General features: G+C 52.1%; 9 protein-coding genes. All 9 read right to left on the bottom strand.

Annotated features, from left to right (window positions below; genetic code table 11):
- Positions 1-181: 181 nt before the first annotated feature.
- Positions 182-2,176, bottom strand: a complete 1,995-nt coding sequence (gene ligA / locus DPV68_RS13260) for an NAD-dependent DNA ligase LigA (RefSeq protein WP_114167276.1) — start codon at positions 2,174-2,176, stop codon at positions 182-184.
- A gap of 9 nt (positions 2,177-2,185) precedes the next feature.
- The gene (gene pcrA / locus DPV68_RS13255; protein WP_114167275.1) at positions 2,186-4,402 is read right to left on the bottom strand and encodes a DNA helicase PcrA; all 2,217 of its coding nucleotides are present in this window, start codon (positions 4,400-4,402) and stop codon (positions 2,186-2,188) included.
- Between the two features lie 38 nt (positions 4,403-4,440).
- The gene (pcrB, locus tag DPV68_RS13250) at positions 4,441-5,118 is read right to left on the bottom strand and encodes a heptaprenylglyceryl phosphate synthase (RefSeq protein ID WP_114167274.1); all 678 of its coding nucleotides are present in this window, start codon (positions 5,116-5,118) and stop codon (positions 4,441-4,443) included.
- Positions 5,119-5,210: 92 nt separating this feature from the next.
- Entirely contained in the window at positions 5,211-5,447 is a 237-nt protein-coding gene (locus tag DPV68_RS13245; RefSeq protein ID WP_114167273.1) for a hypothetical protein, read from the bottom strand.
- Positions 5,448-5,459: 12 nt separating this feature from the next.
- Positions 5,460-6,842, bottom strand: coding sequence for a TrkH family potassium uptake protein (locus DPV68_RS13240; RefSeq protein ID WP_114167272.1), 1,383 nt, complete (start codon positions 6,840-6,842; stop codon positions 5,460-5,462).
- 36 nt (positions 6,843-6,878) lie between these two features.
- The gene (locus DPV68_RS13235; protein ID WP_034781303.1) at positions 6,879-7,184 is read right to left on the bottom strand and encodes a YerC/YecD family TrpR-related protein; all 306 of its coding nucleotides are present in this window, start codon (positions 7,182-7,184) and stop codon (positions 6,879-6,881) included.
- A 67-nt stretch (positions 7,185-7,251) separates the two neighbouring features.
- Positions 7,252-8,994 (bottom strand): adenine deaminase C-terminal domain-containing protein, encoded by a 1,743-nt coding sequence (locus DPV68_RS13230; RefSeq protein WP_114167271.1) that lies wholly within the window; start codon positions 8,992-8,994, stop codon positions 7,252-7,254.
- Positions 8,995-9,182: 188 nt separating this feature from the next.
- Positions 9,183-11,339: a bifunctional diguanylate cyclase/phosphodiesterase gene (locus DPV68_RS13225; RefSeq protein WP_232819651.1), complete on the bottom strand. Its 2,157-nt coding sequence runs from the start codon at positions 11,337-11,339 to the stop codon at positions 9,183-9,185.
- A gap of 219 nt (positions 11,340-11,558) precedes the next feature.
- Positions 11,559-12,812, bottom strand: coding sequence for a phosphoribosylamine--glycine ligase (purD, locus tag DPV68_RS13220; RefSeq protein WP_114167269.1), 1,254 nt, complete (start codon positions 12,810-12,812; stop codon positions 11,559-11,561).
- Positions 12,813-12,816 lie beyond the last annotated feature (4 nt).

The following is a 12,816-nucleotide window of genomic DNA, read 5'->3' as shown; positions in this document are numbered from 1 at the left end:
TGCGATGACACGCTCCGGCACGGGAGAGGGATGGAGGATGAGTGTGCACGAGTCGTGGTGTGGAAAAGTATTTGTAGATACTAATCATTACCCATCCGTTGACGGTGCGAACCTGCCCACGACCGGAAAACGTTTAAAAATCAGGTCAATGATAAAAGGCCCTCCCTTAGGAGGACCTCGTTCAAGATTGTTCTGCTAGGAAAGCGAGCAACGCCGCCTCGTCCCACACTTCGATGCCGAGCGACTCGGCTTTCGTCAGTTTCGACCCAGCCTTCTCGCCGGCGACGAGAAGGTCAGTGTTCTTGCTGACGCTGCCCGTGATGCTCGCACCGAGCAGTTCAAGTTTCTTGCCGGCTTCGCCGCGGGTCATCTCATGCAGTTTCCCCGTCAAGACGACCGTCTTACCGGCGAGCGGCGCATCCGTATCAACCGGTCGTTTCGCACCTTTAAACGTCAAATTGACACCTGCCTCGCCGAGTTCACGGACGAGGTCACGGGCTTCCGGCTTCTCGAAATATATACCGATTGATTCCGCCATTTTCGTACCGATGCCGTCGATTGATGTCAAGTCCTCGATCGACGCATCCATGACGGCATCCATCGTCTCGAAACGTTCCGCAATCAACGCAGCCGCTTTTTGTCCGACGAGGCGGATGCCGAGCGCGAACAAGACACGCTCGAGCGAGTTCTGTTTCGACTGCTCAATCGCCGCGAGCAAGTTCGTCACCGACGTCTCGCCCATCCGGTCGAGCGCGAGCAGCGCATCCCGGTCGAGACGATACAGGTCGGCCACATTATGGACGAGGTCCGACGCATGGAGTTGCGTAATCACTTTCTCGCCGAGCCCATCGATATTCATCGCCGGGCGCGACACGAAATGAATCAGCCCTTCGAGCAGTTGGGCCGGGCATTCCGGATTGACGCAGCGATGGTCCGCCTCTCCTTCTAACCGGACAAGTTCGGACGCACACGCCGGACAATGGGTCGGGAAGACGATTTCCGTCTCCTCCCCGGTCCGCTCACTGACGAGCGCCGAGACGACGGCCGGAATCACGTCCCCGGCTTTCTTGATGACGACACGGTCCCCGATGTGAAGGTCCTTCTCTACAATGAAGTCCTCATTATGGAGCGTCGCATACGTCACGGTCGACCCAGCGACCGAGACTGGTGCGAACCGCGCCCGTGGCGTGACTTTCCCGGTCCGCCCGACACTGAAGTCGACGTCTTCAATCGTCGTCACGACTTCCTCGGCCGGGAACTTATAGGCGACGGCCCAACGCGGACTCTTTGCCGTGAAGCCGAGCTGTTCTTGCTCTTCGTAGCCTGCGACTTTGATGACGATGCCGTCAATCTCATACGGTAGCTCCGACCGCTTCGTCACATACGTTTCGATATAGTCCCATAGCTCATCGGCCGTATGACATGTCGTGTACTCTTCGCTGACGGCGATGCCGAGACGGCGCAAATACGCGAGCGACTCGTCATGCGAGGTGACGAGGTCGTCTGTCGAGACGAGCCCGTAGGCAAAGAATGCCAAGTTCCGCGACGCCGCGATTTTCGAGTCGAGCTGGCGGAGCGACCCTGCCGCCGCATTGCGCGGGTTGGCGAAGAGGGGTTCGCCAAGGCGTTCCCGTTCGTCGTTCAACTGTTCGAACGACCGCTTCGGCATATACGCCTCGCCACGCACCTCAAACGTCACGTCCTCGTTTAATCGGAGCGGAATCGAGTGGATCGTCTTTAAGTTTTGCGTGATGTCTTCGCCGGTCGTCCCATCACCGCGCGTCGCACCACGGACGAGTCGACCATCTTCGTATTTCAGAGACACGGCGAGCCCGTCAAACTTGAGCTCGGCGACGAAGAGCGGACTGTACCCAAGATCTTTCTCGATCCGTTCGACCCATTCGACGAGCTCTTCTTTAGAAAACACGTTCCCGAGGGAGAGCATCGGCGTGTCGTGCGTCACTTTGACGAATGCGTCGAGCGGGGCGCCGCCGACCCGTTGCGTCGGTGAGTCCGGACTCCGTAGTTCCGGATAGTCCGTCTCGATTTCAATCAGTTCGTTCATGAGACGATCGTATTCCGAATCCGGGACACTAGGGCGATCAAGCACATAATATTCATACCCATATTGATTTAACTTTTGACGAATCGCTTCAACACGTTCTGCCATCTCCATATGATCACCTCACGCTTTTTCGATCGGGGCAAACTTGGCAAGCAGGCGCTTGATGCCGACGGCCGGGAAAGCGATATCGAGTTCGAGCTGATCGCCTTCGCCACGCGTCTGAACGACCGTGCCTTGTCCCCATTTTTTATGATTCGCTTTGTCCCCGACGTTCCAACCGATTGATTCGGCGCCGGACGACTGGGCGAGTTTCGGTTTCGGTTTCGAGCTGAAGCCGTTCACAGGAAGTTTTCCTGGCGACTCGACCGGATTCCATGGCATCGGCTTCTTCGCTTTGCCTGAACGCTCCAAGAGCGTTTCTGGCAACTCATGCAAGAAGCGCGACTCCGGATTGTTTTGGAAACGCCCGTACAGCATGCGCGACTGGGCCCGCGTCAAATAGAGACGCTTCTCGGCCCGCGTGATGCCGACGTACGCGAGACGGCGTTCTTCTTCCATCTCTTCCGGGTCGTTCAACGCACGGCTATGCGGGAACAACCCTTCTTCCATCCCGATCAAGAAGACGACCGGGAACTCAAGTCCTTTGGCCGAGTGGAGAGTCATGAGCGTCACTTGGTGCAACTCGTCCACTTCTTCGAGCGTGTCAAGATCCGAGACGAGCGTCAAGTCGGTCAGGAAGGCGACGAGTGTCTGTTCGTCACTCTCTTTCTCGAAGTTTTGGGCGACCGAGAGGAACTCTTGCAAGTTCTCGAGGCGGCTCTCGGCTTCAAGCGTCTTCTCGATTTTGAGCATCTCTTCGTAGCCTGACTTCTTCAACACTTCTTCAATCAATTCGGAAATCGACAAATAGTCGGCCATTTGACGCAAATCGACCATCAATTGACGGAACTCGGTAAGTTTCGTCGCTGTACGAGGCGCAATGCCCGACAGTTCAATGTCACGAATCGCTTCCATAAGCGACACGCCTTGCATCCCGGCGAAGTCACCGAGCTTGTCGACCGTCGCGGCACCGATGCCGCGCTTTGGTTCGTTGACGACACGGACGAAGGAGATATCTTCATCCGGGTTGGCAATCAAGCGCAAATACGCCAAGATGTCTTTAATTTCTTTTCGTTCATAGAACTTCGTCCCGCCGACCATTTTATACGGGATGTTCGACTTGAGGAGCATCTCCTCGAGTCCACGCGATTGGGCGTTCGTCCGATACAGAACGGCCATCTCGCCGTAATCGATGCCTTCTTGGCGGAGTTCTTTCATCTGATTGATGATGAAGAACGCTTCATCCCTGTCATCTGAAGCGACGTGAAGGAGCAATTTCTCTCCTTCGACATTCTCTGTCCATAGCTTTTTATCTTTTCGGCTCGAGTTGTTTTGAATGACACCGTTCGCCGCTTCCAAAATCCGTTTCGTCGACCGATAGTTTTGTTCGAGCAGGATGACGTGTGCGCTCGGGTAATCTTTTTCAAACGTCAAGATATTGGCGATATCGGCGCCGCGCCAGCGATAAATCGACTGATCTGAATCACCGACGACACACAAGTTCTCATGCGCCTCGGCGAGCAGCTTGACGAGTGTATATTGGGCCCGGTTCGTATCCTGATACTCGTCGACGTGGATGTATTGGAATTTCTTCTGATAAAACGCGAGCACGTCCGGCGCTTCTTGGAACAGCTGAATCGCCTTCATGATCAAGTCATCAAAGTCGAGCACGTTGTTTTGCTTCAATTTCTTCTCATACGCCGTATAGACGTCAGAAATGACTTTCTCGTACGGGTTGTTGCCGACGAGCGCGGCAGCATCTTGCGGCGTGCGGAGCTCGTTCTTATGGTTCGAGATCATGCCGAGAAGCGTCCGCGGCTCATATTTTTTCGGGTCGAGGTTCAGCTCTTTGAGCACTTGCTTGATTGCCGTCAACTGATCGGACGAGTCGAGAATCGAGAAGTTCCGGTCATAACGGATGCGATCGATGTCGCGGCGTAAAATCCGGACGCACATCGAGTGGAACGTCGAAATCCAAATATCGTCCGCAACACCGCCGACGAGGCGAGCGATCCGGTCTTTCATTTCGCGGGCCGCTTTGTTCGTGAACGTGATGGCGAGAATGTTCCACGGCGCGATTTGTTTCGACGCCATCAAGTAGGCGACGCGATGCGTCAAGACACGTGTTTTCCCAGAACCTGCCCCGGCCATGATGAGGAGCGGGCCGTCCGTATGTTTGACCGCCTCCGCTTGCGGGGGGTTCATGCCTTTGACTAATTCTTCACTCAAGTTATACATAATTGTTTCCTTTCTCCAACCAAACATTTGTTCTTATTTTATCGGAGTGCTGCGACAGTCGCAAGCGCTCCTTCGAAATTGTCATAAATCACATTACCGACGACGATCGTGTTAGCGTATTCGGCCATCATCCGGGCCGATTCGTATCCGGTGATGCCGCCCCCATAAAACAAGTGGGCGTCCGGCACCGCCAAACGTACTTCTTGGACGAGCTCGACGGATCCCAGTGTGCCGCTATACTCCACATACAAGGAAGGCAGGCGGAACAAGCGATGACCAGCTTCTGCGTAAGCAACCGCCTCTTCGATTGACAGGTCGGTTTTCGCCTCGGTCACATGGGCCACTTTCGCATCTGGGTTCAAGACGATATAACCTTGTCCGGTTACATCGTTATGAAACAAGTGCCCGTATCGTTCGAACGCCTTCGTCTGATGGCCGATGACCCAGTCCACGGTGCCCGCGTTCAACACAGTCGGAATGAAATAGTGGTCGAAGCCCCGAACCACTTGCTTGGGATGGCTCATCTCGAGCGCGAGCGGAATGCCGCACCCTTCGAGTCGGGCATAGAGCGCGAATGTGTTTTTCGCATCGACCCCGTCGGTCCCGCCGATGAGGAAGGCGTCAGTGCCGGAGCGGACGAGCGCCGCGAGCGCCGAATCATCGAGCGGTTTGTTTGGATCTAGTTTAAACACATGGCGCCACGATTGAAATTCCATTCCACTTCCCTCCCTTTGATACCTCTTCTAGTGTAGCGATTTTTGCCCTCACTTGCATCTGTTGAACAAAAAAAGACTTGCCGAGGCAAGTCTCAAACACGTCTCGCGTGCGTCTTTCGTTCGTGGGTCGTCATCCACTTGGCGACGACAAGCGCGAACAACCCGTACACCGGGATGAACCAGAGCGGATTGGCCAAGAAAAAGCCGAGCACGGGAATATCAAGTAGCGGAGAATCTGGTGAACAGAGCGCCGTTCCGTTCACGACCGCGATGAACGGTAGCACGGGAACGGCGAACACGTAACCGAAATTGATCCAAAAAGCTTTCATGTTCTGAGCTCCTTACCCTAAGATGATTGATTCTTTCGGATAGTTGTACATCCGCTTCGGCTGTCTCCGTTGCAAAATCAAGATGAAGGCGATGACACCGATTCGACCGATGAACATTAAGATGGTGAGTACCCACTTGCCGATGTTACTGAATTCAGACGATAGCCCGACCGACAATCCGGTCGTCCCGAACGCCGAGCACGCCTCAAACAAGATCCGGGTGAGCGACGCGTCTTCGAAGAACGTCAGCACCATGACCCCGGTCAACAGGACAGCCAGTGAAACGGTGATAATGACAAACGCTTTCCAAATGTCCTCGAGCACGATCTCACGCCCAAAGATTTTGATGGACGAGTCCCCGCGAATGAACGCGACGACCCCGAGCACGGCGACGGCGAACGTCGTCGTCCGAATCCCTCCACCGACCGAAGACGGAGAGGCCCCGATGAACATCAGAATCGAGAGCAGCAACATGCTGCCTTCTGAGAACAAGTTGACGTCGACGGTCGACAAGCCTCCGTTTCGCGTCGTCACGGACTGGAACAACGAATCCGAAAGTGCGAGCCAGAGCGGCAACTCTTTGAACGCGTTGTTATATTCAAACAGGAACAAGCCGACAGTTCCAACAGCAATCAAGATGAAAAACGTCGATACTGTGAGTTTTGTGAACAGTGAGAACCGGCGCGGGAAATTCTCGCGCTTCCGAATGATTCGATTCGTCAAATACGTCCGAATCTCGACAAGGACTGGGAACCCGATGGCACCACCGGTCATGAGCGCGATTTGCGTAAAGATGACGAACGGATCTTCCCGGAACGGTGCGAGCGAGCTACCGGTGATGTCGAAGCCGGCGTTCGTCGTCGCACTGATTGACCCGAACAGGCCTTGCAGGAACGCCTCGCTGGCCGTATCGAAGTAATTTAAGTAATGGACCCCTAACAATACCGCACCGACCGCTTCAATTGCGATAACAGTAATGACGATCTCGGTGATGTACTTGATGATTCCAGACATCGACGTCTGGTTTTGGTCACGTAAAATCAGCTGGCGCTCACGGAAACCGATGCGCTTGCCGAGCAAAATCCACATGATGACGTGAAGACTGATCAATCCGACACCGCTCACTTGAACAATGAACAAGATAATAAATAATCCGAACGTCGAGAACGTATCGGTCACGACAATCGGGGTCAATCCGGTGACACTGACGCAACTGACTGCAAAAAAGACGAGATCCGTGAATGTGATCGAGACGCCTGATTGTCGCGCAATCGGTAAAGCGAGCAAAATAACAGCCAACACGACCGCCGCGCTATAAATCAACACGAGTGTCTGGACCGGTGTCAGCTTCCGAAAGAACAGCTGTAAATTTCGCTTCATAAACTTGTCTTGCATCTCGCCCCTCCTCTCCCATCAAAAACAAGATGACTCTTACGAGTCACCTTCTGATTGTTGTAGACGTTCAAGGGCAAGATCATAGCCACCTGACCCGTAGTTCAAGCAACGCTTGACGCGGGAAATCGTGGCCGTCGAAGCTCCTGTCGCTTCTTCAATTTTATGATACGTGCTACCTTCACGAATTTGGCGGGCCACTTCTAGCCGTTGGGCGAGTGCCTGCACTTCGTTCACGGTCGCTAAATCTTCAAATAGTTGATAACAATCTTCGAGTGTATCGAGCTTCAAAATCGCCTCAAACAGCTGATCGAGCTCTCGTCCTCGTAATTTATCGAGTTGCATCCGCAAGCATCCTCTCTCATCGTACTTCTTTATCATTCTAAAGCACGACCGGCTCGGACTCAACTGTTCATCGTAAAATCGCCGGAAATAGTATTTGTTTCTTCATCACTTCGTAAATTCCGAGCGGTGTGGCCCGGACGTACGGCAAGTGCGTCGACGCCAAGAACAAGAGCGTATAGATCGGGTCTTCGAACTTGTACCCGCGCGCGAGCAGTTCGGACCGCAACCGTTCTTCTTGAACGATCAATTGTTCGACCGGCTCTTGCGACGTCATCCCGCAGAGTGGGAGCGGGATTTCCGCGATAATCTCACCGCGGTCGACGAGAACGATACCGCCGCCAAGTTCCTTCATCCGGTCGAACGCCGTCAACATGTCTTGTTTGCATTTCCCGAGAATCAAATAATCACCACTAATCGAATATGAGCTGACGAGACCGCCAAAATCGTTGGCGAATCCTTTCAACACCGTATTGAGGCGCCACTTTCCTTCTTTATCAAGCAACATGAGGAACGACTCGTCCCCGTCACGCGGCAGTTCATCTTGACCGGTATCATGCGAGATTTTGAATAGCTTCATGATAACCGAGTTGACCATATCGAGACCGACCGGCATGCTGAACGATAGATCGTTCGGCGTCAGTTCGATGTCGACGTCCGTCGATGGCATGAGCGCGAGCGCCGCGTCGACGAGTTCGTTCGGGAACAACGACGTCCCGTCTCGATAAATCCATTGCCCTTTGGCGATGACGGCGGACGGACGCGGCTCGTCAATCGCATCAAGAATGTTGAGGTGCGCGATGCGTCCCGGCGCAATCGAACCGAGGACGTGGTCGAGACCAAAATGTCGCGCCACGTTCAAGGTGACGATGCGGTATGCTTCAATCGGAGGCAATCCGGCCTCAATCATAATCTTGATAAGCGCGTCTTGCAACCCGTCTCGGTAAAAACCTGGGGTCGATCCGTCCGTCGTGACCATCACATGATCGAACGCCTCAAGTCCTGCATCGAGGAGACCTCGGATGATATCAGGAAGGTCGGGACGAATCGAGGAATGGCGAAGCGTCGTCGTATATCCGTGCTCGAGCCGGCATAGCGCCTCATCTGCCGTCATCGCTTCATGGTCGCTGTGAACACCCATCAACGCCATCTTCGTCAACGTTTTCGCTGAGGCACCAGGAAAATGACCTTCAACGGGGAGTCCGCACGTCTCAGCATCAAGCATCCATTGAAGCATCTCATCATCGCCTTTTAACGTGCGCGGCCATGCCGTCAATTCACCGGCCATGACAACGTCCGGATGGTTGAACCAGTCATGAATCCGCTCTGAATCGACAAGGACGCTGTCCCGGTCAAGTTCGGTCTGCGTATCGAGACGTGCCCACCAGTATGTGCTCGTCGGAAGCTGTTGCATCGCGTCGAGTTGTGCAAACGCTTGCTCCTTATTCTGTAAAAAAAGAAGCATGTTGTCATTCACGAGCGTTGTCGTCCCCCGCTCGCCTGCATACTTCGACAGCGTAGCCGGGTTATAAAGTTGAAATGGATGTGCATGCGGTTCAATGTAACCAGGCACGATATACTTTCCGGATACGTCCACTGTCTCGACGGCCGCTTTCGGCAAATCCGGTCCGACATAGACGATGCGATCATGTTCTATCCATATATTTGCTTGTTTCCACTGCTTCACGTACATGTTCAAGTACGTGGCATTCGTCAATACGAGCGAAGGTGGCCTGACTTGGCTCACGACTTCAAGTTGTGACCGAATCATCGCTTTAGACCACGGTGCCCGCGCCGATCGTTTTGTTGGCATCGAACCCAATCCTCCCTTAATCGCCTCGCCATTATTATCAGACAATAATTTTGTAAGCGTTTTCTTTCACCTGTTTCAAGTTTACCTTTTCTATGAAAGGGTCGCAAGCTATGTTACCAATTGTAATGAAATTTTCACGGAAATCATAAAAAGAAAGATGCTCCTCGCAGGAAACATCTTAATCGCTCTCAAACTAGAACCGTTTTCTTTAAATAATGCTCGAGTTGGGCAAGCGGAACCGGTTTGCTGTAGTGGTAACCTTGGATGAGTGAGCTGCTGTGTTCGAGTACGAACGCAAGCTGTTCCGGACGCTCGACGCCTTCTGTGACGATATCGAGCCCAAGTGTATGGAATGTTTGGTACAATCCTTCGAGCAATGCTCGATCGAACTTGTTCTCAGGAATCCCTTTGACAAAGTTTTGATCAATTTTAATAATATCGAGTTGAAGCGATTGTAAGAATGACAATGATGACGTGCCGACCCCAAAATCATCAAGCGAGATTTGCACGTTCATCTCTTTAAGAGTAGAGATAAACTGTTGCAATTCAAACAGGTTGCCACCGACCTCACTCTCAGTAATTTCAACATGAAGTAGATTTGCTTTGAACTTTGTGTCAGATAGCACATGACGCAGCTCTTCAAGAAACGACCCGTCAGCAATTTGACGCTTTGAGACGTTTACAGACAGAAACAGGTGATGACTATGTGCATGTTCTTGAATCTCTGATACCGCTTGCCGCAATACCCAACGTCCAATGTCTGAAATCAATCCTAATTGCTCGGCCACCGGGATAAAGATTCCCGGCGAGATCGCACCTTTTACGGGATGGTTCCATCGAATGAGCGCTTCTACGCCACGGACAGCGAACGGGCTCGGGGATACAATCGGTTGATAATAGAGCTCAAATTCACCATGCTTCAAGGCGTATCTCAAATCACGTTCCATTTCAAGCATATGAAGATAATGACTCCCGCTTTCGATTTCGTCATAGGATAAAATTTGATTTTTTCCTGAGTGTTTGACTTCATGGAGGACCACATCGAGACGATTCATCATAATTTCATACGTATACGGCCGATCGATATGATTCAATTCATCAATTCCGATACTAGTCGTCAATCCGTTCATCCCTTGCTTTCTTCCCCAATCTGTCACATCTTTCGCAATTTGATTGGCAACCAATCGCATTTCGCGGGTTGACCATTTCGGATGAATAAATATGAACTCATCCGCCCCGATTCGAGCGGCAAACCCATCCTCTTTATAAAAATTTAAACGTGATGCGAGAAATGTTAACAGCGCATCACCTGTTCTTTGTCCGAATTGATCATTAATCCGCCTAAAGTTGTCCAAGTCAATTCCAAGTACAGCTATTTGAGTAGCAGGCGTCGCCGCGTTTGCAAACATGTCTTCTACCGCAAGCCGATTCGGCAACCTTGTCAACGAATCACGAAAGGCACGGTTCAACGACTCGGTCTTTGTTTCCTCAAGAGCATCCAATACGTTATTGATTGTCGTGGCCATGTCCTCGATCTCATCGCGACTTCTTCGATTTGAGCGAATTCGCAGACGGCCATTCCGTTCGTGTGTAATCTGTTTCAGCTCAGTCACGATGTGCAACAATCGCATCGTTATAAATCGGTGAATCGTTAAAAATAACGTGATGAGCAAGCCGAGACCTAAAATAAGAAGCCCGAACATGCCTGTTTGTAGCATCGACATCGTATTTAGATAGTATGTCCGTTTGACCGAGAAATTGAGTTCCCAATTTGCATCTTGATAAATAGATTGTAATGGCATAGAGACGCGTGCGAATTTCTCGTCTTGATCAATGATCAGTCGGTTATGAGAAAGCGGTCGAATCGTAATCGGGGTTTTCGCTTGCGCGCTTACCGCAGATATGAAATCAGGCCCGATTTTTTGAATCATGACCAACGTCCCTTTCGCAGTACCTTTCCCGTCACTTCTGACAATCGGATGGCTCATGAATACGATCGGGCCGTAATCTGTACCATATACCGCATTTTGTTTAATACCGGATGCATTGACGAATCGTAAAATATCGTTCGTAAAAGCTTCACGCTCAGCCTCATTGTCTGACGCATAAAATCGGCTAAATTCAGAGTAGACAACGTCTTGATTCTCATTTAAAAATAACATGGCACTGATACCTAAATTCTCTAGTGTTTCATATCCCATGTTACTTCGAATGAACTCCTCGTTCGGATTGATTACAAAGTCGTATGAATCATTCCAAACTGCCCAGTCGATTAGCGTTCGTTCTAACATGGAGCGTCGATTCGAAAATACTTCTGAGACGCTATCGACTTGACTTCGAATCATGACTTCATCTTGATCAATGCTTTTTTCAATAAAATAAGGCTTGATCACAAAAAGAATGATTCCTATGAACAATGCAATGTTTATAGCGATTGCAATAAATAGTTTTGTTTGGACTCGCAGACCGACCACCTTCTTCCTTCAATCTACTCCATCATTGTAGAGCAGGAAATCGGGATTTCCTTCTTTTCGCATGAAAAAAAGGACGGGTTGACCCATCCTTTAAAAAATATGCGCTAACGCCCGTCCGCCGATGTCTCGACGGTAGAACGTCTGTGGCAAATCAAGTTGTTCGAGTGCCATATAGACGGCACGTTTTGCTTCGAGCAACGTCGGTTTCGTCGACGTGAGGACGAACAAGCGACCTCCGTTGCCGACAATATCTGCCCCGTCACGGGTCGTGCCCGCATGAAACACGAGCACATCTTCCGGCAAACGGTCAAAACCTGAGAGGACTTGTCCGGTCGCCGCTTTATCGGGATACCCATCCGCCGCGACGACGACTCCAATCGTATAGCCGTCCACCCATTCAATCGGATACGGTTTCTGGTCCACGACCGCCTCGATGACGTCGAGGAGCGGGGATGCCAAGTTCGGGAGAATGACCTCGGTCTCGGGGTCACCGAACCGGGCGTTAAACTCGATCACTTTCGGGCCATCCGCCGTCAAGATGAGGCCCGCATACAAGAACCCTTGGAACGGAGTGCCTCGTTCGACCATCGTCCGCGCGAGCGGGATGAGCACGCGCTCGACCGCTTCCGCGTATACGGCATCATCGAGATGAGGCATCGGACTGTATGCGCCCATACCGCCCGTGTTCGGTCCTTTGTCGCCGTCAAATGCACGTTTGTGATCTTGAGACGTGATCATCGGGATGACGTGCTCACCTGAGACGAACGCCATGAGCGAGAACTCTTCCCCGTCCAAATACTCTTCGATGACGACACGGGACTGGTCCCCGAACTTATCGGTGTCGAAGATGTCGTGAATCGCTGCCCGCGCCTCATCGAGTGTGAACGCGACGGTCACGCCCTTGCCGGCAGCGAGCCCGTCCGCTTTGACGACGAGCGGGGCTTCCGACAAATCGAGATGGTGTAGCGCCGACGCAGCGTCGGTGAACGTGTCATATCCCGCTGTCGGAATATCGGCTTCGCGCATCACTTCTTTGGCGAAGGCTTTACTGCCTTCCAAAAGTGCTGCCGCTTTCGACGGCCCGAAGATGCGTTGTCCTTCTGCTTGAAACGCATCGACGACGCCGGCCATCAGGGCCGATTCCGGACCGACAATCGTCCAGTCGATTCCTTCACGCTTCGCAAACCCGACGAGTGCCGAGACATCTGTCTCTTCAATCGGTACGCACGTCACGCCATCCATATTGAGATTACCAGGGGCGACGAACACTTCGTGTCCGTCTTGTCCCAACTTCCAGGCGAGCGCGTGTTCACGGCCGCCGCGTCCAATGACGAGTACGTTCATCGTA

This window comes from Exiguobacterium sp. TNDT2, from assembly GCF_003331145.1.
Classification (GTDB): domain Bacteria; phylum Bacillota; class Bacilli; order Exiguobacteriales; family Exiguobacteriaceae; genus Exiguobacterium.
The sequence above is the reverse complement of the archived record's forward strand: the minus strand, read 5'-3'. Positions and strand labels throughout refer to the sequence as shown.